The 25,177-nt window shown below is 63.4% G+C and carries 26 protein-coding genes and 1 riboswitch; of the genes, 15 read left to right on the top strand and 11 right to left on the bottom strand.

What is annotated here, in order from left to right; translation table 11 throughout:
* The first annotated feature begins 18 nt into the window (after positions 1-18).
* The 3 genes from ABD884_RS00600 (at position 19) to ABD884_RS00590 (ending at position 3,948) form a co-directional block, all read left to right on the top strand.
* Complete coding sequence (locus ABD884_RS00600; RefSeq protein WP_345033545.1) at positions 19-714, top strand: response regulator; 696 nt, start codon at positions 19-21, stop codon at positions 712-714.
* Positions 711-2,195 carry a sensor histidine kinase gene (locus ABD884_RS00595; protein WP_345033540.1) on the top strand — a complete coding sequence of 495 codons (1,485 nt, stop codon included), beginning with the start codon at positions 711-713 and terminating at the stop codon, positions 2,193-2,195. Before ABD884_RS00600 ends, ABD884_RS00595 begins: the two co-directional genes overlap by 4 nt.
* Before the next feature lie 61 nt (positions 2,196-2,256).
* Positions 2,257-3,948 carry a sialidase family protein gene (locus tag ABD884_RS00590; protein ID WP_345033534.1) on the top strand — a complete coding sequence of 564 codons (1,692 nt, stop codon included), beginning with the start codon at positions 2,257-2,259 and terminating at the stop codon, positions 3,946-3,948.
* A 9-nt stretch (positions 3,949-3,957) separates the two neighbouring features.
* On the opposite strand, the gene poxB is transcribed toward ABD884_RS00590, so the two are convergent.
* The 6 genes from poxB to ABD884_RS00560 all read right to left on the bottom strand — a co-directional run bounded on the left by poxB (position 3,958) and on the right by ABD884_RS00560 (position 8,743).
* The gene (gene poxB / locus ABD884_RS00585) at positions 3,958-5,694 is read right to left on the bottom strand and encodes a ubiquinone-dependent pyruvate dehydrogenase (protein ID WP_345033529.1); all 1,737 of its coding nucleotides are present in this window, start codon (positions 5,692-5,694) and stop codon (positions 3,958-3,960) included.
* 89 nt (positions 5,695-5,783) lie between these two features.
* Positions 5,784-6,185, bottom strand: coding sequence for a YccF domain-containing protein (locus tag ABD884_RS00580; RefSeq protein ID WP_345033527.1), 402 nt, complete (start codon positions 6,183-6,185; stop codon positions 5,784-5,786).
* Positions 6,186-6,496: 311 nt separating this feature from the next.
* Positions 6,497-6,982 carry a nucleotide exchange factor GrpE gene (locus ABD884_RS00575; protein ID WP_425548238.1) on the bottom strand — a complete coding sequence of 162 codons (486 nt, stop codon included), beginning with the start codon at positions 6,980-6,982 and terminating at the stop codon, positions 6,497-6,499.
* A 131-nt stretch (positions 6,983-7,113) separates the two neighbouring features.
* Positions 7,114-7,590 (bottom strand): SRPBCC family protein, encoded by a 477-nt coding sequence (locus ABD884_RS00570; RefSeq protein WP_345033522.1) that lies wholly within the window; start codon positions 7,588-7,590, stop codon positions 7,114-7,116.
* A complete protein-coding gene (locus ABD884_RS00565) occupies positions 7,587-7,937 on the bottom strand; it encodes an ArsR/SmtB family transcription factor (RefSeq protein WP_345033520.1) in 351 nt (116 codons plus the stop codon). Before ABD884_RS00565 ends, ABD884_RS00570 begins: the two co-directional genes overlap by 4 nt.
* Positions 7,938-8,146: 209 nt before the next feature.
* Positions 8,147-8,743: a phosphoribosylanthranilate isomerase gene (locus ABD884_RS00560; RefSeq protein WP_345033515.1), complete on the bottom strand. Its 597-nt coding sequence runs from the start codon at positions 8,741-8,743 to the stop codon at positions 8,147-8,149.
* 133 nt (positions 8,744-8,876) lie between these two features.
* Here ABD884_RS00560 and ABD884_RS00555 point away from each other — a divergent pair, with 133 nt between their 5' ends.
* From ABD884_RS00555 to ABD884_RS00535, 5 genes are all read left to right on the top strand, one after another.
* Positions 8,877-9,506, top strand: a complete 630-nt coding sequence (locus tag ABD884_RS00555) for a HutD/Ves family protein (RefSeq protein WP_345033512.1) — start codon at positions 8,877-8,879, stop codon at positions 9,504-9,506.
* 146 nt (positions 9,507-9,652) lie between these two features.
* Positions 9,653-9,717, top strand: a riboswitch (guanidine-III (ykkC-III) riboswitch).
* 10 nt (positions 9,718-9,727) lie between these two features.
* Positions 9,728-10,042 (top strand): DMT family transporter, encoded by a 315-nt coding sequence (locus ABD884_RS00550; protein WP_028265531.1) that lies wholly within the window; start codon positions 9,728-9,730, stop codon positions 10,040-10,042.
* Between the two features lie 2 nt (positions 10,043-10,044).
* Positions 10,045-10,410: a DMT family transporter gene (locus ABD884_RS00545; protein WP_345033506.1), complete on the top strand. Its 366-nt coding sequence runs from the start codon at positions 10,045-10,047 to the stop codon at positions 10,408-10,410.
* 76 nt (positions 10,411-10,486) lie between these two features.
* Positions 10,487-11,506, top strand: coding sequence for an aldo/keto reductase (locus ABD884_RS00540; protein WP_345033499.1), 1,020 nt, complete (start codon positions 10,487-10,489; stop codon positions 11,504-11,506).
* Between the two features lie 34 nt (positions 11,507-11,540).
* Positions 11,541-12,191, top strand: a complete 651-nt coding sequence (locus ABD884_RS00535) for an MBL fold metallo-hydrolase (protein WP_345033493.1) — start codon at positions 11,541-11,543, stop codon at positions 12,189-12,191.
* A gap of 145 nt (positions 12,192-12,336) precedes the next feature.
* Here the strand turns inward: ABD884_RS00535 and ABD884_RS00530 are convergent, their stop codons facing one another.
* Positions 12,337-14,061, bottom strand: a complete 1,725-nt coding sequence (locus ABD884_RS00530) for a DEAD/DEAH box helicase (protein WP_345033486.1) — start codon at positions 14,059-14,061, stop codon at positions 12,337-12,339.
* Between the two features lie 400 nt (positions 14,062-14,461).
* On the opposite strand from ABD884_RS00530, the gene ABD884_RS00525 reads away from it, so the two are divergent.
* The 7 genes from ABD884_RS00525 (at position 14,462) to ABD884_RS00495 (ending at position 21,210) form a co-directional block, all read left to right on the top strand.
* The gene (locus ABD884_RS00525) at positions 14,462-15,133 is read left to right on the top strand and encodes an SAM-dependent methyltransferase (protein ID WP_345033485.1); all 672 of its coding nucleotides are present in this window, start codon (positions 14,462-14,464) and stop codon (positions 15,131-15,133) included.
* Between the two features lie 277 nt (positions 15,134-15,410).
* A complete protein-coding gene (locus ABD884_RS00520; RefSeq protein WP_345054332.1) occupies positions 15,411-16,868 on the top strand; it encodes a glyceraldehyde-3-phosphate dehydrogenase in 1,458 nt (485 codons plus the stop codon).
* 72 nt (positions 16,869-16,940) lie between these two features.
* A complete protein-coding gene (locus tag ABD884_RS00515; RefSeq protein WP_345033475.1) occupies positions 16,941-17,966 on the top strand; it encodes an ATP-dependent 6-phosphofructokinase in 1,026 nt (341 codons plus the stop codon).
* 168 nt (positions 17,967-18,134) lie between these two features.
* On the top strand, positions 18,135-18,392 hold the full coding sequence (locus ABD884_RS00510) for a hypothetical protein (protein WP_345033472.1): 258 nt from the start codon (positions 18,135-18,137) through the stop codon (positions 18,390-18,392).
* 250 nt (positions 18,393-18,642) lie between these two features.
* On the top strand, positions 18,643-19,785 hold the full coding sequence (locus ABD884_RS00505) for an ABC transporter permease (RefSeq protein WP_345033469.1): 1,143 nt from the start codon (positions 18,643-18,645) through the stop codon (positions 19,783-19,785).
* Positions 19,782-20,513 carry an ABC transporter ATP-binding protein gene (locus tag ABD884_RS00500; protein WP_345033460.1) on the top strand — a complete coding sequence of 244 codons (732 nt, stop codon included), beginning with the start codon at positions 19,782-19,784 and terminating at the stop codon, positions 20,511-20,513. Before ABD884_RS00505 ends, ABD884_RS00500 begins: the two co-directional genes overlap by 4 nt.
* A gap of 97 nt (positions 20,514-20,610) precedes the next feature.
* Positions 20,611-21,210 (top strand): TetR/AcrR family transcriptional regulator, encoded by a 600-nt coding sequence (locus ABD884_RS00495; RefSeq protein WP_345033450.1) that lies wholly within the window; start codon positions 20,611-20,613, stop codon positions 21,208-21,210.
* Between the two features lie 588 nt (positions 21,211-21,798).
* Here the strand turns inward: ABD884_RS00495 and ABD884_RS00490 are convergent.
* From ABD884_RS00490 to rpe, 4 genes are all read right to left on the bottom strand, one after another.
* A complete protein-coding gene (locus ABD884_RS00490; protein WP_345033445.1) occupies positions 21,799-22,794 on the bottom strand; it encodes a Gfo/Idh/MocA family protein in 996 nt (331 codons plus the stop codon).
* A 67-nt stretch (positions 22,795-22,861) separates the two neighbouring features.
* A complete protein-coding gene (fbaA, locus tag ABD884_RS00485) occupies positions 22,862-23,893 on the bottom strand; it encodes a class II fructose-bisphosphate aldolase (RefSeq protein WP_345054325.1) in 1,032 nt (343 codons plus the stop codon).
* Between the two features lie 40 nt (positions 23,894-23,933).
* On the bottom strand, positions 23,934-24,407 hold the full coding sequence (locus ABD884_RS00480) for a ribose-5-phosphate isomerase (protein WP_345033439.1): 474 nt from the start codon (positions 24,405-24,407) through the stop codon (positions 23,934-23,936).
* A gap of 10 nt (positions 24,408-24,417) precedes the next feature.
* Positions 24,418-25,128 carry a ribulose-phosphate 3-epimerase gene (rpe, locus tag ABD884_RS00475; RefSeq protein WP_345033435.1) on the bottom strand — a complete coding sequence of 237 codons (711 nt, stop codon included), beginning with the start codon at positions 25,126-25,128 and terminating at the stop codon, positions 24,418-24,420.
* Positions 25,129-25,177 lie beyond the last annotated feature (49 nt).

Below are 25,177 nucleotides of genomic sequence, written 5' to 3'. Positions count from 1 at the left end.
CACTAAGGAGTAGTCCTCTTGGCCAGAATACTCGTCGTCGAGGACGACACTGAGATAAACACGGCCTTCCAGCTTGCACTGGGCCAACGCGGGCACAGGGCGACAGGCGTTCGCCTCGGCTCAGAGGGGGTAAAGACCGCACTGGGCTCGGATCCCCCCGAACTGCTCATTCTCGATCTCATGCTTCCGGATATCGATGGCTTGGAAGTGTGCCGGCGGATCCGGGAGCACAGCATGCTCCCCATCATCATGATGACGGCACGGGGCGAGGACGCCGATGTGATTCTGGGCTTGGAGGCCGGAGCGGATGATTACGTTGTCAAGCCCGTCGAACCTGCGCTCCTGGAAACCCGGATTAGAGCGGTGCTTCGCCGGACAACCCCGGACACGAACAGACCGGGTACCACCGACGTCCTGACGAGTGGTTCGCTCTCGATCGACCGGACCGCACTCAAGGTCACGAAGGGGGGCGAGGACGTGCCACTCTCGCCCACCGAGTTGAGACTGTTCCTCCAATTCTCTGATCGGCCCGGCGTTGTCCTCAGCCGGGAGCAATTGCTCCGCACTGTATGGGGTATCGAATACCTCTTGGAGTCCAGGATGGTCGATGCCACGATCCAGCGGCTCAGGGGAAAGATCGAGGACGATGCCTCGCAACCCCGTCACATCGTGACCATCCGCGGTTTTGGTTATCGCTTCGACCGGCAGCCATGAACCGACGAAGCGTCATGCCGCGGACCCTGGGCGTTCGCCTCGGCGGAACCCTGGCATTGATAGCGATCCTGGCCGCGGTGTCGACCGGATCGCTGATCACGTGGTTCGCGAGCACGAATATCCTTATGGCACAGCAGAATCTTGCACTCGCAGAGTTCACCAGGGACGTCCAAGGGATCAAATCGAAAGCAACCGTGTCTGGGGAGCCCTGGAACGCGCTGGAGGTTCTGGATGGCCTGGTCTCCTCCGTTCCCTCGTCCAGCCTCGATGTCGGTCGAATGGGCATCGTACTGCCCTCTCTCGGTCAGGCTTCGGGCGGTACCTTGGATCCTCGCCAGCTTCCCGCCACTTTCAGGGAGCGTGTAGAACACAACGCCCGGACGGCTCCGGACTTCTCGCGTGAAACAGTCGCAGGACAATCGGTCTTCGTCGTCGGCACCCGTAAAGTTGTCACGCTGGTCCGGGCAGGGTCCGAGGTGGGCACTGTCGACGCTTTTGTTTACGCTGTCTATCCGTTCTCGGCGCAAGACGATCAGATCAGGGCCCTGAGCAGTACTTCGATCGTCTTGTCCTCGATGATCGGCGTTGCCGGGGCCGCCGTCGGCTGGCTGCTCGCCCGGCAGCTCACGCGACCGGTCCTGGAGCTCCGCAGGGCCATCGAGCAGTTCGACGCCGGCGTCGAGCCGGCAACGCTTCCGGCCAACACCGTTGACGAACTGGATGGCGTGATTACAAGCTTCAATGAAATGTCCGAGCAGTTACACAGGTCGGTGTCCGAGCTGAAGGACTCCGAAGAGCGCGCGCGCCGGTTCGTGGCCGATGTTTCGCACGAACTGCGGACGCCAACGGCCGCCATGGTGGCGCTGGCCGATGTGCTCGGTCATGCGGAAGCCCCAGGGCCCTTGCGCGCCGAGGCGGGCACGCTGATCTCCTCTTCGGCGAGGAGACTGGCCAATCTTACGGAGGATCTTCTGGAGATCTCCCGCTTTGACTCCCACAGCATCGTCATCTCGAAGGATGTTTTCGATGTCAAAATGCGGCTTCGAGATTTGGTGGAGGCCCGTTTTCCCGGCTCCGGGATCGAGGTCCACTCGCCGGCGGGGCTTTTGCTCGAAACAGACCCAAGGAGGTTCGATCTCGTGGTGTCCAATCTAGTCGCGAACGCCTTGCGCCACGGGTTGCCGCCGATCGTCGTCGACGCATGTCCGATGGGTCCGGAGCTCCGTGTCTCCGTGACCGATCACGGGGATGGGATACCCGCTGCGGACGTCGAGAAGGTCTTCTATCGCTTCTTCAAGTCGGACAGCTCGCGAAGTGGGGACGGCACCGGGCTCGGCCTCTCGCTCGTCCTTGAGAACATCAAGGCGCTTGATGGCAGGGTTGAAATCGCAACTTCGCCGGGCGAGACGACCTTCTGCGCCACCCTACCGAGACTGGTCCAGATTGATGAAGCCGAAAGGGCGTCAACCATTTCGCCTTAGGTTCGCCATAAGCCCAAGCAGCGCTGCACGGTCCCCGCAGCACGACTCGTATCATGGACATATGACCTCCCATGTCCGAAGCAATGGTGCCGCACTCCCCCCAGCCCGTCCCGACGTCGAGCACGTCCTGGCCGTGCGCGGCGCGGGAGGCTACCGGCAATACCGCATCCCGGCACTGGCCGTCTCCTCGGCGGGAACAGTGCTCGCCGCCTATGACGGCAGGCCGAACCTTGACGACCTGCCCAACCCGATCGACCTCTTGTTCCGCCGCAGCACGGACAGCGGCCGTACCTGGGAGGAGCAGCGGGTGGTTCGCTGCGGTTCCGGGCTCAACGGCTACGGCGACCCCAGCCTCCTGGTAGACGCCGAGACCGGGCGGATCTTCATGTTCCACGCCGCAGGCAAGCACGCGGGCTTCTTCGAGGCAGTGGCCGGGCTGGAACCGGACGACGACGTGCAGCACTGCGATGTCAGCTATTCCGACGACGACGGCGTCACCTGGCAGCACCGGCGGCTCACCGAGCAGCTCAAGCTGGGCCGCGGCGAACGCGGCATCACCGGGATTTTCGCAGCTGCGGGCCAAGGTATCCAGATGCATGCGGGTCCGTTTGCCGGGCGCTTGGTGCAGCAATTCGTGGTGCTCGTGGAGGGCGAAATCCTGGCAGCTTCCGCGTACAGCGACGACCACGGCGAGAACTGGACGCTTGGTTCACTGATCGGGAAGGGCCCGGCAGGAATCGGCCCCAACGAGAACAAAGTCGCGTGCCTCGACGACGGCCGCCTCCTCCTGCATTCACGCGCGACGCCCCGACGCCTGGCCGCGACCTCCCACGACGGCGGCGAAACGTGGAGCGAGCTGGAACGGGTAGAGGACCTCCCCGACCCGAGCGACAATGGTTCCTTGGTCCGCTTCGACGGGATGCCGAGCGTGACGTCCCTGAGCAACCCGGCCACCGACAATTGGCTCCTGGCGAGCAACAACCAGGACACCTCGCTCCGCCGCAACACGGTCCTCAGCCTGTCCACGGACAACGGTGCCACGTGGCGTGCCAAGCTCTTGTTGTGCGAGGGCAGCTCGGCGTACTCGACGGCTGCCCGGCTTCCGGACGGGAACATCGGCGTGCTGTACGAACGGCAGGGCTACCGCGAGATCGTCTTCGTTTCCGTGCCGGTGGAGCAGCTGACGGAGCAACTTCGCGTGCCGGATCAAGGCGCCACCGAGTCCCAGCCCGCCGGCGTCGAGTTCCGCATGGAGCTGCGCTCCATCACTCCCGGACGACCCACGGTATGGCGGAACGCCGGAGAATTCCACGTCATCTCCCCGGACAACCACGGCGATTGGGACGTGCAGACCTGGAAGGAAGTCGGCCAAGGCTACTCCGCCGAGCAAGCCCAGGTCCTCGGTACCCGCGAAGCCCAGGACCTCAACTACGGCCCCATCATTCCAGGCTACAAAGCCGGGGACATCCTCGCCTTCACCGGACGCGCCCGCAACCTGGGCACCCAGCCCGCTACCGGCGTCGTACTCCTCGGACCGCACTCGAACGCCTCCGACTTCCCGCCCACAGACCTCGCGCCGGGCGCGGAAGCCCCCTACTTCACTCCCGTGTACACCGTCACCGAAGAGGATCTTGCGCGGGACTCTCTTGAGCTGACTTTCGCGGTAGCGTACGACGGCGGCGCACCGGCCTTGGAGCGCAGCTTCAGTTTCGATCTGCGCAGCGGAGCCGTGACAACTAACCCTGCGCGGTAGCGGTTTCGCCTAGAAAATCTGGCGGATGTTGGTCTTCGCGAGGTCGATGAGTTGGTCGCCGCGGCCCGAGAGGACGGTCCGGATCGCGTAGAGCGTGAAGCCCTTGACCTGTTCAGCGCTGATCGCCGGCGGAATGGACAATTCCTGCCGGGCTGTTCGGACATCGATCAGGGCCGGGCCGTCGTGGGCGAAAGCTTCCGCCAATCCCGCCTTCAGCCCGGAGGAGTCGTCCACCCGGATCCCGCGGATGCCCAGCGATTCCGCGAGCTTCGCAAAGTCCGGGTTCTCCAGTTCCGTACCGAAATTGACGAAGCCCGCGGCCTTCATTTCGAGCTCCACGAAGTTCAGTGAGGAGTTGTTGAAGACCACCACTTTGACGGGGAGTTTGTTCTGCACCAAGGTGATCAGCTCACCGAGAAGCATGGTCAGGCCGCCGTCCCCGGCCAAGGCAACCACTTGGCGGCCGGGATACGCGGCAGCCGCACCAATTCCGTGCGATAGAGCGTTGGCCATGGTTCCGTGGTTGAACGAGCCAAGAAGCCTCCGCCGACCGTTCATGGTTAGATAGCGGGCGGCCCACACGGTGGGGGACCCGACGTCGCACGTGAAAACAGCATCCGGGGCTGCCAATTCGTCCACAAGCCTGCCCACAAACTGCGGATGGAGGGGCTGGCCGCCCTTCGCCGGAGAGGCGAGGTCATCGAGTTTAGCGCGCGACTTGGCGTAGTGCTTGAGCGAGGTGCTCAGGTGGGTGCGCTTCGACTTGCGTTCGATCAGGGGCAGGAGCGAGGCCGCCGTATCCTTGACCGTGCCCACGAGCCCAAGGTCAAGCGGGGTACGCCTGCCGAGCTGCTCGCCCCGGATATCCACTTGGATGATCTTGGCGTTCTCCGGGTAGAACTGCTGGTACGGAAAGTCGGTGCCCAGCATGAGCAAGGCCTCGCAGCTCGCCATGGCGCGGTAACCGGAACTGAACCCCAGGAGCCCGGTCATGCCGACGTCGAACGGGTTGTTGTACTCCAGGTGTTCCTTGCCGCGCATCGCGTGGACGATCGGCGCCCCTAGCGCGTCCGCGAGGGCCATGACCTCAGCGTGCGCACCCGCGGCGCCGGCACCGGCCAGGATGGTGACTTTGCTGGCCGCGTTGAGCATGCCAGCTGCCTCCGCGAGCTCACGGCTATTGGGTCGGATCTCTGGCCGGGCGGCGCGGATCACCGCGGTCCGCTCGCTGCGCGCCTCCGCGAGGGCAACATCGCCGGGAATCACGACGACGGCGACACCCCGCTTCTCGACCGCCGTCCGCATGGCGATTTCCAAGACCCTGGGCATCTGGGAGGCATGGGCGACGTGCTCGACGTAAACGCTGCATTCCCGGAATAGCTCCTGGGGGTGCGTCTCCTGGAAGTACTGGCTGCCGATCTCTTCGCTGGGAATGTGGGCGGCGATGGCCAGCACGGGAACCCTGGACTTGTTGGCATCGTAGAGCCCGTTGATCAGGTGCAGGTTGCCCGGTCCGCAGGATCCTGCACACACCGCCAGCTCATCAGTGAGACCCGCCTCTGCAGCTGCTGCCAACGCCGCGGCTTCCTCGTGCCTGACATGGACCCAGCGGATACTGTCTTCCTCCCTCAGGGCATCCGTGAACCCGTTGAGCGAATCTCCGGGGATCCCGTAGACGCGTTGGATGTTGTTGGCTTTGAGGGTGGCGACGATGTTCTTGGCGACAGTGTTCCTGGCGGCGGGCATGGACTGTTCCTTTCGAGGGAGGCAGTGCAGACACCGCCTACGCTACTCCGGAACAAACCATGGCGCCTTACGCAGGGAGGGCCACGGGGCTAGCGGTAGGTGCTGACGAAGGGACTGTTGCTCGGCACGATCTGCTTTCCCAACGGCATGAGCGACACCGGGATGAGCTTCAGGTTGGCGATGGCCAAGGGAATCCCGACGATGGTGATGGCCATGGCGAATGCAGTGGCCACGTGGGCGACCGCGATCCAAATGCCCGCAACCAGCAACCAGATGACGTTGCCCAGGAGTGTAAAGATGCCCCCGCTCCCGGGCTTGTCAACGACCATACGACCAAACGGCCACAGTGCGTACGAGGCGATCCGGAACGACGCGATGCCCCACGGGATGGTGACGATCATCAAGCAACAGACAATTCCGGCCATGAAATATCCCAAGGCCAGAACGAAGCCGCCGAAGACGAGCCAGATGATGTTGAGCAGCGTTTTCATGTTTCCATTGTCCCTTGTGGGACGCTGCCGCGGCCTAGGGGTTCGCCCTGAAATACCCCTGATCTTCCGATCCCCGCTCAGCTACGCGGTCCTTTTCCCAGACGCCCCCTCACCTATGCGGCCAAATGGCGGCACCCTCCTGCAGATGATGAACTGAAGGAGGGTGCCCCACTTTCGGCCCAAAGGTGCGCGAGCGTTCCGACGCCGGGTGATCCCCGACGCCCGCTCACATATGTGGCCCTTTTGCCGGACGCACGCTCACCTATTGGGCCAAAGTCGGTCAGGGTCGACAGGATTTCCCTGACGAAGGCCTATTTGCAGTGGACGCTCAGCCAGGTTGTGACGGGAGCCATCGCCTTTTCGAACTTTCCGCTCGAGTACACCGTTTGGTCCTGCAAGCCGGCGATAGCCGTGTCCTTGAAATTCGTGAAATCTGCCCTGAAGCTTTCCGGGACGCGCTCGGCGGTTGCGGTGAGCTCGGCCTTATCCTGCTCCAGTTCAGCGGTCTTTCCCTGCGCCGCAGACATGGGTAGCAACGACGCTCCCGTGGCTTCTTGGGAGACGGTGGAACACATTTCGACTGCCGAAGCGAAGCCCCCGTACGGCCCCGACGATGGACTTGGGCTTGCGCTGACCGACGCGGTTCCGTCAGTGCTAGAGGGCGACGGCGTACCGGCCGAGGCGGTGCCCCCACCCTGCGCGGAGCAGCCGGACAGCGCCAGAACGGCGAAGAAGGCGACTGTCAGGTAGCGGTTAGGGCCGTTAAGAGGTTTAGCAAGGATTTTCAAAGGTCGCATTCTGCTTGGCGGTCAGTCCCCGGAGCCATTCGGCCTCGGGGGACAATGGCATTCTGTCCCCGCCGTGGGAGTCTAGCCCGAATCAGCTGCGACCTTCCAAGTTGACTTCTGGCACTTACTTGTTGCGCGGGCTATTCCCGCACCAGCAGGGTGTCCAACTTAGTGAATGAAGTCCCCCATCCTTCGCGAGTCATTTCAACCCATTCGACCGAGTCGAACGGTCCTTGCGTGAGATGAAGCCGCGTGCGGTTGCCTTCCAGCACCTCAAACTCAAGGCGCATTTCGAGCAAAAGTGTGATCCCGGCGTCGGGCTCTGCTTTCTGGGTGGCCACCAGCAACGCAGGCGGATCGTAAGCGGTGATGACGGCGTCAATGGGCGATTCCTTGGTGGCACCGTCCTCGTCCCAGGTCATGACGAGCTGCCAGACGCCGCCCGCTCTGGGTTCCACAACAATCCGGTCGCGCGGCGAGTCGATGCCCACCGGCCCGAACCATGCAGCCAACTGCTCGGGGTCCACGAAGGCTTCGAAGACGAGCTCACGTGGGGCGTCGAAGTCGCGGGTCATGGTGAGGATGTGCTGTTCGGTGGTGCTCTGTTCCGTGTTCATTGCTTGACCCCTCGATCGTTTGAATCGTGCTGAATCTTGCGTAGGTGGGCGTCGAGGCGGGTGAAGCTGGCATCCCAGAATCGCCTGTATTCGTCCATCCATTCGGTGGCTTCGCGCAATGGTTCTGCTTCCAGTTTGGAAGACCTCCATTGCGCATTCCGGCTCCGGCTGATGAGCCCCGCGTTTTGCAGGACCTTGAGATGCCGCGAGACGGCGGGAAGGCTGATGTCGAACGGTTCGGCAAGCTCGTTCACGGTGGCTTCACCCTCCGATAGGCGGGCGAGAATGGCCCTTCGGGTGGGGTCGGCAAGTGCCGAGAAGATGAGGCTGAGCCGATCTGTGGGCATCGTTGGCGCCTTCGTATTTAACACATCGACTAATTAGCCGATGTGTTAAATATCGTATTTCGAGGCGCGGCTGTCAATGGTTTTTCGAAGCCTGGACTCCCTCCGACGCTCGCTCACTTTTGAGGGCGAAATCGCAAACGCTCGCTCATGACTTCTGCAGGAGGATCGCGCCAAAAGGCACCAAAAGTGAGCGAGGGTTTGGTGGGGAGTCAGGCTTTTGCGGCTCGGACGAAGGCCCGGACGAGCTCAAGGTCCTTCACCCCACGCGAGGACTCAACGCCGCTGGACACATCTACGCCCCAAGCTGCTGCTTCATGCGCTGCGGCCCCTACGTTGGACGCGGTCAGCCCGCCGGCCAACAACCAGTGGCGCCCACCCAGAGCGAATTTCCGAACCGAGGAAAAATCCCATGCCTCCCCCGAACCCGGGACAGCGGCGTCAATCAGGAGGAGTTCCTCGCCCCATTCCTCGAACTCCTCCGGCGCGGCACCCATGGTGACCGCCCTGATCAGCCGCATGCCGGCGTCGTGCACGGTCTTTACATCTTCCGGCGAGCGGCTGCCGTGCAGTTGGACCCATTTCAGGCCAGCCTCGCGGGCTGTCGCAACGGCGTCCGCGGCGGTCTCGCGGCGGAAGACTCCGACGGCGGCCACACCTTCCGGTACATGGACGAGTAGGTCCCGGGCGCGGTCTGGCGATACCTGGCGCGGACTCTTGGTCAGCACGAAACCCACGGCGTCTGCGCAGGACTCGACGGCGGCCTGCACTGATTCAGGCGTGCTCAGGCCGCACACTTTGACGAACATTCCGGGCCTCCAACCGTTTACCTCCCTACGACGTTAGCAAGGGCATCAGGGATTGATGAACCGAGCCAAGTTTGCGCCGATGTTACGGGAGCGTTCAGCCGGGTGAAGGCAGGCTCGGGCTAGGCTGGAGCGCATGGAGATCATCCGTTTTGCCGAGCTCAAGCCTCAACCGTGGCGCAACGGCGGCGGGGTGACCCGCGAACTGGCGAGCCATCCGGAAGCGGCGTCGGCGCAAGACGGGGCGTGGGACTGGCGCGTCAGCATCGCCGACGTCGTATCGGCCGGCGATTTCTCGATGTTCCCCGGTATGGAGCGCGTCATCACGGTGATCGACGGCGAGTTGCTGCTGCTCACGGTGGACGGTGAAGAGCACCCCTTGGAAAAGTACCGGCCCTTCCGGTTTTCCGGAGAAGCAGCCTCTTCCAGCGCGCTCCCTACCGGCGACATCCGGGATCTCAACGTGATCGCCCGCGCCGGCGAATTCAAGGGCTACACGTCCATCATCGAACTCTCCAAGAAGCGTGCACACCCCGTGTTCGAGGGCCAGTTGGCGGTCCTCTTGGAGGGCAAGGCTTCCGTCACTTCCGGCGCGCAGACTGCGGAAAGCGCGGAGGCACCAGACGGTGAAGCCGCGACGACGGAACCTGTGGACCTCGCTCGCTACGACGCGGTAGTCGGATCGGACACCCGCAGTCCGGAAATCCTGGGCCGTGGATTCTTGGCCGTTATCTCCATCGACCGCGTGGAGCATGCGCACTCCTAGGTCCGGGCGCTGGACATAATGCCAACATGCACACCCGCACACCCCAGCACTGGACATGTCCCTTGGTGGTGCTCGCGGCTGGGCATGTCCTCTGGTGAGGCTCGCCACGAAAACTCGCCCCCCGGCGTCGAGCTTGCTAGCCTCGAAGAAAGGCCAGCACAGGGACCTCCGGACGACGGCTCAGTACCCGGCACGCGACAAGACTGGCCAAAGGATATGTCATGTCGTGGTTAATCCTCATCCTCTCCGGTGGACTCGAAGCCGTCTGGGCGGCCGCACTCCACCGTTCCCAAGGCTTCCGCAGGCCATTGCCTTCCGCCGTCTTTCTCGTCACCGTGGTTGCGAGCACCGCGGGACTGGCCTTCGCCATGCAATCCATCCCCACTGGCACCGCTTACGCAGTGTGGGTGGGGGTCGGCGTCGTCCTCACGGCCGTTTACGCGATGATCGCCAAAGTTGAGCGCCCGACGGCGGCCCGCCTGCTGCTGCTCGCGGGTATCGGTGTGTGCGTGGTCGGCTTGAAAGTGGTGGCGTAGCAATGTCCGCCAAGTTCGCATGGGCCGTTTTATTGGCCTCCTCCGTGCTCGAAGCGGTGTGGGCGACGGCCCTCGGCCTGTCCAACGGATTCAGCCAAGCTATCCCCACCGCCGTCTTCGCCGTCACGGCGACCCTCAGCATGATCGGCCTCAGTATCGCAGTCGGGCGCATTCCCCTTGGCACGGCCTACGCCGTTTGGGTGGGGATCGGCGCTGCGCTCACGGTCGGCTGGGCGATGGCCACCGGCGTCGAACCCCCCAGCCCGCTCAAGCTGCTCTTCATCGCGGGAATCGTGGGTTGCGCAGCAGGATTGAAGGTGCTTCCCTCGGAGAAGCATGATGAAGTGGCCGAGCCAGCCGAGCTTTGAGCCGGGGCGTGCGGAATACTCCCCCGCCCCGCGGAGTTGCCAGCAATGAGATGACCACTCGGCGAAGGAGACAACCATGAGCCCGGAAACCACGACGGCACACCTCGGCGACGGCCTGACCGTGAGCCCCCTCGGATTCGGCGGAATGGCGTTGACCCCCGTGTACGGCGAGGTGGACCCCGCCGAATCCCTCAGGACACTGCATCATGCCGTAGACGCCGGCATCAGCTTCATCGATACGGCGGATATTTACGGCGCGGGCGAGAACGAGGAACTGATCGCCAAACTGTTGAAAGATCGCCGCGACGAGGTCCAGCTGGCTACCAAGTTCGGAATCGTGGGCAATCCGCGGGATGGCTACACCGATGTCCGCGGAGATACCGCCTACGTGACCCAGGCGGCGGAAGCGAGCCTCCGCCGCCTGGGCACTGATGTCATCGACCTCTACTACATGCACCGCCGCGACCTCCGCGTTCCGATTGTGGAAACCGTGGAGGCCATGGCGAAGCTTGTCCGGGCGGGCAAGGTCCGGCACCTGGGCTTGTCGGAAGTGACGGCCGAGGAGCTAAGGGAAGCCAACGCGGTGCACCCGATCGCCGCCGTGCAGAGCGAATGGTCAATCTGGAGCCGGGACGTTGAACGCAACGTCGTCCCGGCTGCAGCCGAGTTGGGAGTGGGCTTCGTGCCCTATTCGCCGCTTGGCCGGGGGTTTCTGACCGGGACCGTCAACGCCGAGCAACTCGGCGAGAACGACTTCCGGCACCGCATCCCCCGTTTTGCCGACGGAGCCCTTGACGCGAACCAGGCGGTTGTTGCCGCCGTGCGCTCCGTGGCCGCTGAGCTGTCGCAGAGCACTGGCCGGGATGCAACTCCCGCCCAGGTGGCTTTGGCGTGGCTTTTCGCCCAGGGCCACCGCCTTAAGCTCAGCGTGGTCCCCATCCCCGGCACGCGCAAGGCGCACCGGATCGACGAGAACCTGGGCGCCCTGTCGCTCGTGATGAGTGCCGCCCAACTGGACGTGCTCGACGGCGCTGCGGACGCCGTCGTCGGCTCACGGTCCGCGGATCCCACCTGGGTTTCGCAGGGCCGCGAATAATCGCTAAGCCGCGCTGGTTCCGTAAAGTGGACGAATGGACTCACTCATTCATTCACTGCGTGACATCACCGTCCGGCGTATCTCGGTCAGCGAGATGAACAACAACGTGTACCTGCTCACCGCTAAGGGAAGTGGTGCGCAGATCCTGATCGACGCCGCCGACGACCTTCCAGCGATCCAGCAAATGATCGGGGCCTCGGCCGCGGACACTACGGCCACACCGAGGCTGGCCCTGATCGCCACGACGCACCAGCACTGGGACCACGTCCGGGCGCTTCCTGGTTTAGTGGAAGTCACGGGCGCCAAGACCTCTGCCGGCGCGGACGACGCTGACGCGCTGCCGGTGCCTGTGGACGTGCCGTTGCGCCATGGCGATGTTGGAAACTTCGACGGTTTCGACATCACCGCGGTGCACTTGCGCGGACACACTCCGGGTTCAATTGCCTACGTGTACCAAGATCCGGAAGGACCGACGCACATTTTCAGTGGCGACTCCTTGTTCCCGGGAGGCGTTGGCAACACCCAGAACGATGCCGCCCGCTTCACATCGCTTTTGAACGACGTGACGGAACGGCTGTTCGAGGTTTACCCGGACGACACCGTGGTTCATCCTGGCCATGGAGATCCGACCACACTCGGTGCGGAACGGCCTCACTTGGCTGAATGGCGCGAGCGCGGCTGGTAACCCGCAGGCACATGCTCATTCTTTGAGCTCAGGAGTGGACATATCAGGAATATGTCCACTCCTTGTTGCCCACGTTGAGCATGTCCATCCGTGGTGGCCTGGCGAGCCGGGCTACCTAGCGGGACTGCCTTGGACCCCAGGCTGCCTAGCGGCCGCGGCGCTCGTTCGACGCCGGAGCAGAAGCACGGCGCGGGCCGCTGCGCGTCGGGCGGCCCGAACCGGAGTTGCCCGAGCCGGAGCCGTATGAGCCGCCGGAGTTGCCGCCCGTGTTCGAGGACCATACAGCCTTGTTGCCAGTGCTGCGCGTGGACGTGGCAGATTCCGTGCGCGGAGCCGACGCCGAGCGGTTACCGCCAGATGCACGCTGGCCGGTTGCCGGACGGCCGCTGCGGCCACCCTGGCCCTGTGCGCCTGGAACGTCGTTGCGGTGAGTGGAGCCAGCGTTGCCGCGTCCACGCGAGCTGCGGGCGACGTCGTCGTTCGCAGCAGCGCGGCGCTCCGCACGGTTGATGTCGGTGCGGACGGGCTCGGCCGCAACCTTGCCACGTCCACCGCGACCACCACGACCACCCGCAGTGGGTGCAGCTTGGGTGGTGCGGCGGCTGCGCTTGCGCTGGGCATTGGCACCGGTGGAGGTGCCGCCGCCCGGCTGCTGGGTCTTCGCGGCGAGCAATGCCGCCCGAGTACGCGGATCAACCTTGTCCGCAACGTCGCCCACGAGCTTGGCAACCAGTGGTGAGTTGGCTGTGACGCGTTCGAAGGAGACGTCGACGCCGGCGGCCTTCATAAGCTTCTTGACGTCGGACTGCTGCTCGGGGAGCGTCAATGTGACCACAGTGCCGTCGGAACCTGCGCGGGCCGTACGGCCGGAGCGGTGCAGGTAAGCCTTGTGCTCGGTGGGTGGGTCGACGTGGATGACGAGTTCGACGTCGTCGACGTGTACACCGCGGGCGGCGACGTCGGTGGCCACCAGGACACGGACCTCGCCGCTGGAGAACTCGGCGAGGTTGCGGTCACGGGCGTTCTGCGACAGGTTTCCGTGGAGATCGACGGCGGGGATGCCGCAATCGGTCAGGGTCTTGGCCAATTTGCGGGCGTGATGCTTGGTCCGCATGAAAAGGACGCGGCGGCCGGCGCCAGACGCGAGCTCGACGATCAGTTGCTTCTTCACGGTCTGGTCGTTGACCACCAGGACGTGGTGCTCCATGGTGGTGACCGCAGCCTGTGGGTCATCAACGGAGTGGGTCAGCGGGTTGGACAGGTAACGGTTGACCAGCTTGTCAACACCGTTGTCCAGCGTCGCGGAGAAGAGCAGGCGCTGGCCCTGGGTGGGGGTCATGTCCATGAGTTTCTTGACGACCGGGAGGAAGCCGAGATCGGCCATATGGTCGGCCTCGTCCAGCACCGTGATCTCGACAGCTTCCAAGGTCAGGATGCGCTGGCGGATGAGGTCCTCGAGGCGGCCCGGGCAGGCGATAACAATATCGACGCCGGCGCGGAGGGCCTTTTCTTGGCGGGCCTGGGAGATCCCACCGTAGATGACGGTGGTGTTCAGGCCCATGGCTTTGGCCAACGGTTCAATAGTGGCGTTGATCTGGGTGGCGAGCTCACGGGTTGGTGCGAGGACCAGGCCCATGGGGCGGCCGGGCTTGCGGAAGTGCTTGGCTTCGCGCTCGGCGAGACGCGCCACAAGCGGGATAGCGAAAGCGATGGTCTTACCGGAGCCAGTGCGTCCGCGGCCCAGGACGTCGCGGCCTGCGAGCGTGTCCGGGAGGGTCTTGACCTGGATAGGGAAGGCTTCTTCAATTCCATCTGCGGCGAGGGACTCGGCGATGGCCTTGGGCGTGCCAAGGGCAGCAAAAGTAGTCATGTGTTTCAAGGGTCTTTCTGGCGGTGTCCAACGGACATCGTCCCCCGACGCCGGTTGGGCCAAGGGTTCGCCGAGGAAAAAGTCAGTGATCGACCGGTGGGCAATAAGCCGTGGCCGGGACCAGAGAAAACGCGTTCATCGACGCAGGATGTGCCTCTCACATGAAAAAAGCCCACTTCCCAAGTTTGGAACTAATCCAAATTCGGGGACTAAGCGGGCATCACTGCACATCAAGTAGATCTATTCTAGCATCTGCGAGCGACTCCCCTTCGCACGACTGTCCCCTTGCCCAACTAACTCGCAGTTGTTGTCGCTATGAGCCTTCAAAACGACAACAACTGCGAGTTAGTTGGGTGGGGCGGGCGTTGCCTCGCGGTGCCTCTCAGGGCAGGCTTGAGCCATGACGCACCATCACGACGGCGGAACCCACCTTTCCAGCGAAGCCCCCGACGCCGACCCGGCTCAGTTCTGGGATGGTGTCTACCTCGAAAAGGCGAAGAAGTGGAGCGGGCATCCCAATCCGCAGCTGATCGCGGAAGCCACGGGCCTTGCCCCCGGCACCGCCCTGGACTTGGGCTGCGGAGAGGGGGCAGACGCCATCTGGCTCGCCCAGCACGGCTGGACGGTGACCGCGGTGGATGTCTCCGCCGTCGCGCTTGAACGCGCAGCAACCCATGCGGTCGAAGCCGGGTTGCAGGACCGCATCGCTTGGCAGCAGCGGGACTTCGCCTCATGGCATCCGGAAGAGAACTTCGACTTGGTGTCCTCCCAATTCCTCCATTCTCCGCTGGTCCCGTGGCCGGATTTCCTTGTCTCTGCCGCATCCGCCGTGGCTTCCGGCGGCACCCTGCTGGTGGTCGGGCATCACCCGGAAGGCCTGACTCCGTGGAGCGGACACAAGGAAATGAAGGACAAGTTCTTTACGCCCGAGGACTTGGTAGCGACGCTCACGAACGGTCCGGGGACTTGGCGGATCAACGTTGCCGATTCGCGGGAGCGAGTGGTTACCGGCCCTGAGGGCCAACAAACCGCCACCATCGACAGCGTGCTCCGGGCCACCCGAAGCCACTGATCCAAGTCGCTTCGGTGCCAAGCTAGGGGCGACTGGCCAGCCAGTCGCCGGCATTCCGCATGCCCTCAGGAAGCAGTCGACCGAGGAATCTTGAAGCCCAGCGGAGGATTTTCATGCGCGACCACCCAAACGGATGGTTTAAACCATCCCGAATCAGCGTTTCGCCTACCCGCAAATGACAGGACGATGGATGCCAAGACAACGAGACCGGCGGCACACGATCCGCTTTTAGAAAGGCAGTCCGATGCTAGAGACTTCAGCTTCTCGTCTTATGTGGATGGGCCGGGAAGCGTTGGCTGAGGCCATGATTCCGGTGATTGGCCGGTTGTACCGGGAAAACAATGTGGTGACGAGCATCCATGGGCGCAGCCTGGTCAACATGTCCACGATGAGCATCTTGAAGGCGCACCGTTTCGCGCGTCGGATCAGCAAGGAAGAGCTGCTGCTCGAGGAGACGGCGCCGTTGTTGAACATCCTGGCGGGGCTGGAGCTCGGGGCCGCGGCGATTGATATTGCGCGGTTGAACGAGAAGTTCAAGTTCGACGGCGGTGGCCTGGCTTTGGAGGAATTCCTCCGGGCCGAGCTGGCCGGGGTTCTCGGGCGTCGGGGCGCGGACGACCGGAGCAGTACGGATGTGGTGCTGTATGGTTTCGGGCGCATCGGCCGGCTCCTGGCCCGGCTCCTGATTGAGAAGGCCGGCGGCGGGCATGGCCTGCGCCTGCGCGCGATCGTGGTGCGCAAGGGCGCCGAGAACGATCTCGTCAAGCGCGCGAGCCTGCTGCGCCGGGATTCGGTGCATGGTTCCTTCGAAGGCACCATCCGCGTGGACGAGGCCGCCAACACGATCACGGCCAACGGGGTGCAGATCCAGGTTATCTACTCGGAGAACCCTTCCACTGTCGATTACACGGCCTACGGCATCAAGGATGCTTTGGTGGTGGATAACACGGGCCGGTGGCGCGATGCCGAGGGCCTGTCCCAGCACCTGCGCAGCAAGGGCGTGGCACGGGTGTTGCTCACGGCTCCGGGCAAGGGTGAGCTGAAAAACATCGTTCATGGCATCAACCATTCCTCGATTCTGGACTCGGACAGGATCGTCACCGCGGCGTCGTGCACCACGAACGCGATCACCCCGGTGCTGAAGGCACTCAACGACAAGTTCGGCGTCATCCACGGGCACGTGGAGACCGTGCACTCGTTCACGAACGATCAGAACCTGATCGATAACTTCCACAAGGGCGACCGGCGCGGGCGTTCGGCGGCCCTGAACATGGTCATCACCGAAACGGGTGCGGCCAAGGCCGTGGCCAAGGCCCTGCCCGAGCTGCAGGGCAAGCTGACCGGCAACGCGATCCGGGTACCGACCCCGGATGTGTCGATGGCCATTTTGAACCTGAGCCTGGAGACGGGGACCACGAAGGAGGAAGTGAACAACTACCTTCGCGAGATGTCATTGCACTCGGAGCTACGCAAGCAGATCGACTTCATCGATTCGCCCGAGGTTGTCTCCACGGACTTCGTGGGCTCCCGCCGTGCGGGCATCGTGGATGGCCTGGCCACCATCGCCAACGACAAGAACCTCGTGGTCTATGTCTGGTACGACAACGAATTCGGCTACTCCTGCCAGGTAGTGCGCGTCATGGAAGAAATGGCCGGCGTGAAGCGGCCGTCGTTCCCGGCGAGGGATGTCGTTGAGGAAGCCATGCCGGTGCTTGCCGCCCTGGGATCGGCCTAGCGTCCGCCCTCCACCACTCATGTCACCGGGCGGAACCCATGCCCGCAAACCTTCTTAGATTTGAGCCGAAACATGAAAATTGGAATCCTCACCAGCGGTGGCGACTGTCCCGGTCTAAACGCCGTTATCCGTGGCGCCGTGCTCAAGGGCATTGCCATCCATGGTCACGAATTCGTGGGCTTCCGGGACGGCTGGCGTGGTGTGGTTGAGGGCGACATCATCGAGATTCCCCGCACCATGGTCCGGGGCATCGCCAAACAAGGCGGAACCATCCTTGGCACCTCCCGCACCAACCCGTTCGAGAACGGCGGCGGCCCCGAGGTCATCACGGCCCACATGGACCGTCTTGGCATCGAGGCGATCATTGCCATCGGCGGTGAGGGAACCCTGGCCGCGGCCAAGCGCCTGACCGACGCAGGACTCAAGATCGTCGGCGTTCCCAAGACAGTGGACAACGACCTTGACGCCACGGACTACACCTTCGGTTTCGACACCGCCGTCCAAATCGCCACCGAGGCCCTGGACCGGCTACGCACCACCGGAGAATCGCACCACCGCTGCATGATCGTGGAGGTCATGGGCCGGCACGTGGGCTGGATCGCCCTGCACGCCGGGATGGCAGCCGGCGCGCACGCCATCCTGATCCCCGAGCAGAAAGTCAGCATCGAGCAGATAGCCCAGTGGGTCAAGGAAGCCCACACCCGTGGCCGCGCCCCACTGGTAGTGGTGGCCGAAGGGTTCGTCCCGGACCACATGGAATCCCCGCACTCCGAACGCGGGCTAGACACCTTCGGCCGTCCCCGGCTCGGTGGCATCGCGGACCAACTCACCCCGGAAATCGAAGCCCTGACCGGCATCGAAACCCGTGCCACCATCCTGGGCCACATCCAGCGCGGCGGCGTGCCCTCAGCCTTCGACAGGGTCCTGGCCACCCGCCTGGGCATGGCCGCCATCGACTCCGTCGTCGAAGGCCGCTGGGGAACCATGGTGGCCCTCAAAGGCACGGAAATCGAACGAGTGGCTTTCGAGGACGCCCTGGACAAGCTAAAAGTCGTTCCGCAGAACCGCTACGACGAAGCCGCAGTCCTGTTCGGCTGAGCCCCCGGCCAGCCTGTCGGGCTGAGGGGTCCCCGAGGCCCTCCCGGGACAACGGTCATTGGAATTGCTCGGACACTAGACCGTCTTGCCGACCGTGCCGAGCTAATTGGCGCCTTCCACAATCCGGGCCGCAGCTGCACGTGCCTGCTGGCGGAGCATCGCGTAATTGTGCCCGTTTTCTCGCCATTTGAGTCATCGGAGGACCGCACACAGGCCAGCTGGCAGGCCAATGAAGTCACTACCGCTTTCCCCTCGGACCCCGAGATGGATTCCGGCAACGGGGTCCGCCAAGCGAGCAACGGGCTGGAGATTGACTTCCTGGAAGTCGCCGACGGGTCCCGCCGCCAGGGACTCGGCACACAGACCATCAGGCCGCCGCGCTGGCAGCATTCCCGGCCGTCTCCCGTCCCGGCCGCCCGGGAATGACGATGCCTTCTGGCATGGGACCACGTAGCAAGTACTGCTGCCCTATCTTTCGGAAGCTTGACCTTCGCATGGTCGAGTTGGCCGCTTAAGCATTTACCTCGTTGGATGTGGGTCCGCACCGCAAGCGGGTTGTCGCGCCACGCGACCGGTCCTAGATTTGAAACAAATACATTTTCCTGACAAGCTGTCGGAAAGATGTCGACATCTTGTCAGTAACTAAATTCATCCTCCTCCGAAACTAGGACTGCCAATGTTCCTTGCACTCCGCGAACTGATCTTCGCGCGTGGTCGCTTCAGCCTGATGGGCGGTGTCATAGCCCTCATTGCCGTCCTGATGGTGATGCTCTCCGGCCTTTCCTCGGGCCTTGTCAACGATGGCGTGTCAGGCCTCAAATCGATGCCCGTGACCGCGTTTGCCTTTGATCAGGGAACCAAGACCGACAACGCCTTCTCCCGCTCCGCGATCGATGACCAGCAGCTCGACGCCTGGCGCGGCGTCGAGGGCGTGGCCGCCGCCGAGAAGATGGGCGTCGGCATGGCCAATGCCACCACCGATTCCGGCAAGCAGGTTGACCTCACGCTTTTCGGCATCGAGCCTGGATCCTTCCTTGAACCGTCCCGCTCGGCAGGCACCGGCCTCGGCGAGACTGACGGCATCGTCGTGTCCTCCACCGCAAAGGCTGAAGGCATTAATCTCGGCACGGTCGTGACGCTGGACCGGATCGGCACGAAGCTTAAAGTTGTTGGCTTCACCGAGGGGCAGGCCACGTTCGGACACGTCGACGTGGCCTACCTGCCGCTGAAAACCTGGCAGCTGATCGCGTCCGGCCAGGCCGCCGCCGGAGCCCCGACCGCCGTGCAACTGTCCGCACTCCATTTCGACACCGCCAGCGTGGTGGCCGTCCAGGCCAAGCCCGGCGCCAAGCTGGACCTTGCCGCCGGCGACGCTGCCGCCGGAACGACCAGCAAGTCCCTGTCCGCTGCCTTCAACGCATCTCCTGGCTATGAGGCCGAGACCATGACCCTGAGCATGATCCAGGTCTTCCTCTACGCGATCTGCGCCCTGGTGGTCGGCGCGTTCTTCACCGTGTGGACCATCCAACGCAAACACGAAATCTCCGTCCTGCGGGCCATCGGCGCCTCAACCGGCTACCTGCTGCGGGATGGACTGGCCCAGGCCGCCATCCTGTTGGTGGGATTCACCGCGCTGGGCGTGGCCGCCGGCCTGGGATTGGGCGCCGCCATGCCGGGTGCCATGCCGTTCGCTCTCGAGGCCGCACCGATCGCCATCGCCACGGCTCTCACCATCGGTCTGGGCCTGATCGGTGCCGCCGTGGCCGTGGTGCGCATTTCCCGGATCGACCCGCTCAACGCCCTTGGAGGACAGCGATGACCAATCCCACGTTCCCGGCAGCACGGGCAAGACGCGCCTACACGCCCCAAACCACCGGCCTGTCCATCCGCCATGCGGTGATGGAACTCGGCGACGGCAACACCCGGGTGACAGCCCTGGAGGACGTCAGCCTCGATGTTTCCCCAGGCGAGTTCCTGGCCATCGTCGGGCCGTCCGGTTCCGGCAAATCCTCACTGCTCGCCGTCGCCGGCGCCCTGGTATCCCCGGATTCCGGAACGGTCACGGTCAACGGCCAGGACCTTTCACAACTGAGCCAGGGCAAACGCGCTGCGTTCCGGCTGTCCAACATCGGCTTCGTCTTCCAGTCCGGCAACCTCATCCCCTCACTGACCGCGGCGGACCAGCTCCGGCTGGCCAACCGGCTCGCGGGCGGCACGAAGACCTTCGACCCGATGCCCCTGCTGGAATCCGTCGGCATGGCCCACCGTGCGAGCAACCGTCCGGGCCAGCTCTCCGGCGGCGAACGCCAGCGCGTGGGCATCGCGCGGGCACTTGTCACCGGAGCGAAACTCCTTCTCGTGGATGAACCGACCGCGTCCCTGGACCGTGCTCGCAGCCGCGAAGTCGTGGAACTCCTCGCACACCAAAGCCATGACCACGGCGTCGCAACCGTCATGGTTACCCACGACCACGACGTCCTCGGCTACTGCGACCGCGTCGCTGAAATGGTGGACGGCCGCTTAGGGGCCCCAGCCCCGATCCGCTAAGCCCGATCCCAAGCGCGCGACGGCGGCCCGCTCAGCAGGCCGCCGTCGCGCGCCGTACTCTTGATGCGTACGTAAGTCAGTGTCAAAGGATCCCGCAATGCCCAGAATCAGTGCCCCCACCGTCGCGGAACACCGCGCCGCACAAGAACGCGCACTATTGGACGCTGCCCACGAACTATTGCAGGAGACCTCCGAAGCGCCTACCATGGCCGCCGTGGCCGAGCGGGCCGGACTGTCACGTCCCAGCGTCTACCAGTACTTCGGCTCCCGCCAGGACCTCCTCCAGGCGCTAGTCCGCGACATCTTTCCGCGCTGGACCGAGCGAGTCACCGGGGCCATGGCGGCTGCCCCCAACAACGCCGACCGTATCTTGGCCTACGCCACAGCCAACGTGGACCTCGTCGCTGAAGGAGCACACGCCGTGGGTTCGGCGCTGGCCGCGCTGGCCCCGGGAGCCGAACTAGACGAGCAAGCCACTCGGATGCACCGCCAGCTCCAGGAACCGCTCATAGAGACGCTCACAGAGCTCGGGGTTGCGGACCCCGAGTCGCTGGCAGAGATGATCAACTCCGTCGTCCACGCGGGCACCCGCATGCTCGAATCCGGGCAAACGCTGGAACAGGTCCACTCCCACCTCAGCACGCTCCTCGGTCCTTTCGTGACAGCACACCAAAACGTCGAAGACACCAGGATTTAGGTATCTTCGACCGCACCCTCATGGATTCTTGTATCCTTGCCGAGAATTCGGTGGCCGGGGCGGCTCAGGTGCCCGGCCAGCTCCCATTCCTGCCGTTGCTTTTTGGCTGCTGGCGGAGCATCGCGTAGCTGTGCCCGGCGGAGCGGACACGTAGAAGCCACCGGACAGCAGCAAAAAAGAAAAGAAAAATACTTGATGCCGGCAATGGTGCCGTCGGCTGTGTAGTGCCGGGTTCCTGTCTGGTTAGCGGTGGAGGCGACGGAGGTGGTGTCGGGTTTCTCGTCGGCGGTGTAGACGAGTGCCTTTCAGCCACCGTCCTCTGACTCGAACGACCGCTAACCTGGAGCCCGAAAGCGGCGATTGCGGACAAGCCCAAGGCATGAATCCAAGTTGACCAAATTCACCCGTATTCACCAGTGGGCTTGCGAGATGATCGAACTGGCGAATCCGTTCCGTCCAACGGCTGACTGGGCCACATCCAGCGCGGCCCATGACAGCGCTCAAAGGAACGGAAATCGAATACGTGGGCTTCGAGGACGCCCTGGGCAAGCTAAAAGTCGTTCCGCAGAACCGCTACGACGAAGCGGTTCAGACGCCCGCCTCTTGTTTCCGCGCTGCCCTGTCGAGAGCTTCCAACGCCCGCGCGTTGTTTGCCGCGTCCGTGAGGTCGTAGCGGAGCGGCGTTCCGTTGAGGACGCTGTCGGCGAAGTGTTCGCCCATCCGTACGAAGTGGTTTTCGCCCTTGACCTCGTGATAGATCGTGTCCTGCCCGAAGTGATGCTCCTCCAGGACCGAATCCTCCTCCAGGAGCCCAAACGGATTGTCGAGGTAGAGCCGGCCTTCGGTGCCCGTGAGTTCCAAGAAGTTGCGGCGCTCAAGATTCACTCCGGTATCAAACAGCGCGGTCGCACCGCCGGGAAAGCGCAGCATGCCGGCAATGCTGGTGTCGACCCGACCTCCGTCGATGGCGTCACGGTAGTTGCCAAAGGCGGCGACTCGAGCCGGCTCCTGGTCCGTGACCATCCGGCTCATGTTGACGCAGTAGCACCCGGTATCGAAAAGTGCGCCGCCGCCGAGCCCGGCATACCAGCGGATGTTGTCGTCCCCGCCCGCATCGAAAGAGTGACCGACGTGGACGAAAGTCAATTTGCCGACCGTGCGGGCCGCGAGCAGCTCTTGTAGCTTCTCAAAACGCGGGTGAAACCGGTACATAAAACCTTCTAAGACTTTGAGCCCGGTCTCCTCGGCCTTGCTCGTAATCTCCTCGCACTCGTCGGCGCTCATGGCCAAAGGTTTTTCACAGAGGACGTGTTTGCCTGCGTCCAAGGATTTTAGAATCCATTCGAGGTGCAGGGCATTGGGAAGGGCGATGTAGACAGCGTCGATGTCCGGGGAAGCGAGCAGCGCGTCATAAGAGCCAAACGCCTGTGGGATACCGTGCTTGTCGGCGTACTCCCTGGCCCTTTCCTCGGTGCGGGACGCGATGCCTACGACCTCACCATTTTTCGTTTCCTGCAACGCAGGAATTGTCTTTCGGACAACTCGGGCGGTGCCCAGGACGCCCCAACGCAGTTTCTCGCTCATTAAACACTCCTTCTTGCAGGCTATCTGCCCCGAGAAAGGCTCTGCCCCTCCTCTATGGGTTCCAACATTAGAAGGTCTTGCCTACCGATCCGAGCTGCTTTGCGGCTTCCACGATCCGGGCAGCCATGCCGGCCTCCGCCGAAGCACCCCAGACACGCGGATCATAGGCCTTCTTATTGCCCATCTCGCCGTCGACCTTCAAGACACCGTCGTAGTTCGAGAACATGTGTCCGGCAACCGGACGGGTGAACGCATACTGGACATCGGTGTCGATGTTCATCTTGATGACACCATAGGAAACAGCATCCGCGATCTCCTGCTCCGTGGAACCCGAACCACCGTGGAACACCAGATCAAACGGGTTGTCCTTGCCGATTTTGGCACCGACCTCCGCCTGGATCTGCTTGAGGAGCTCCGGACGGAGCTTGACGTTGCCCGGCTTGTACACGCCATGGACGTTCCCGAACGTCAACGCCGTCAGATACCGACCGTTCTCCCCCGCACCCAACGCCTCGATCGTGGCCAAGGCGTCTTCGGTGGTGGTGTAGAGCTTCTCGTTGATCTCGTTCTCAACACCGTCTTCCTCGCCGCCGACCGTACCGATCTCAACCTCGAGGATGATCCTGGCCGCAGCCGCACGCTCCAGAAGCTCCCGGCCAATCCGCAGATTCTCGGACAAAGTCTCATGCGAGCCATCCCACATATGCGAGTTGAAAATGGGGTCCTTGCCGGCCTTCACCGCTTCCTCCGAAGCAGCCAGCAACGGCAACACAAAATCAGCCAGCTTGTCCTGCGGGCAGTGATCCGTATGCAGGGCAATATTCACGTTGTAGTTCTTCGCGACCTCACGGGCGAAAGCAGCAAAACCCAAGGAACCGACAACCATGTTCTTGACCGAAGCACCGGACCAATAAGCCGCGCCACCAGTCGAAACCTGAATGATGCCATCCGACTCAGCCTCAGCAAAACCACGGATCGCCGCGTTCAGGGTCTGCGACGAGGTCACATTCACGGCCGGAAACGCGAAACCACCGACCTTCGCACGGTCGATCATCTCGGAGTAAATCTCTGGGGTTGCGATGGGCATACTGACTCCTATGCTGATTTTTCGTCTTTGCTGACCTGGGTGGAGCGCTGGTTTAGTTGGTGATTTCGCCGGTGGTTTCGTAGGTGGCGATCTGGCCGATGCGGCGTTCGTGGCGTTCGGCGTTGGTGAATGGTTCGGTCAGGAATGCTTTGATCAGTTCGGTGGCTTCGTGGACTGTGTGTTGGCGTCCGCCGACTGCGACGACGTTGGCGTTGTTGTGTTGGCGGGCGAGTTTGGCGGTGTCCAGGTTCCAGGCCAGGGCCGCGCGGACGCCTTTGACTTTGTTCGCGGCGATTTGCTCGCCGTTGCCTGAGCCGCCGAGTACTATGCCGAGGGCGTCCACGCCCGCGGCTTGGTCGGCCACGACGGCAGTAGCGGCGTTAATGCAGAAGGCCGGGTAGTCGTCTTCGGCGTCGTAGGCTGCGGGTCCGTGGTCCACCATTTCGTAGCCGTGGGCGGAGAGTGTGGTGATGAGGTGCGAGCTTAGTTCCATACCTGCGTGGTCGGTTGCGATGTGAACGCGCATGGGTTGTCCTTCAGGCTTTCCGGGGTTCGGGGGTGGTTGTTTTGGAGGCGAAGGCGAGTTGGCCCTTGGCCCGGAGTGCCTCGATGGCGTCGGCGGGTGAGGGTTTGCCGTAGACGGCTGATCCGGCCACGAAGACGTTGGCGCCGGCCTCGGCGGCGCGGGTGATGGTTTCCTCGGTGATGCCGCCATCAACTTGGATGGCGACGTTCACCCCGGAGCCCTCGACCGCGGCGCGGGCGCGGCGGATCTTGGGGAGCATGACGTCCAGGAATGCCTGGCCGCCGAAACCAGGTTCTACGGTCATGATCAGCAGCATGTCCAGTTCGGGGAGCATGTCCAGGTACGGTTCGACCGGGGTGGCCGGGCGCAGTGCCATGCCTGCCTTGGCTCCTCGTGCGCGTAGCTCACGGGCGAGTTTGATGGGGGCATCGGACGCCTCGACGTGGAACGTGACCGAGTGCAGGCCGGCGTCGGCGAACTGGGGCGCCCAACGGTCGACATTGGAAATCATCAAGTGGGCATCCAGCGGAACGGGACTGACTTTTTGCAGCCGCTCCACGACGGGCAGCCCGATCGTGAGGTTCGGCACGAAGTGGTTGTCCATGACATCCACGTGAACGGCATCGGCGTTGCCGATGCGGGCAAGCTCGGCTTCGAGGTTGACGAAGTCAGCCGAGAGGATGCTGGGGTTGATACAGCAATTCCGGGGTGAACTGGACATGGTGTCTGCCTTTCGGTAGCGGTCAGAGCTTGCAGATGAGGGCATGGAG

Source organism: Arthrobacter methylotrophus (assembly GCF_039539965.1).
Taxonomy (GTDB): domain Bacteria; phylum Actinomycetota; class Actinomycetes; order Actinomycetales; family Micrococcaceae; genus Arthrobacter; species Arthrobacter methylotrophus.
The sequence above is the reverse complement of the archived record's forward strand: the minus strand, read 5'-3'. Positions and strand labels throughout refer to the sequence as shown.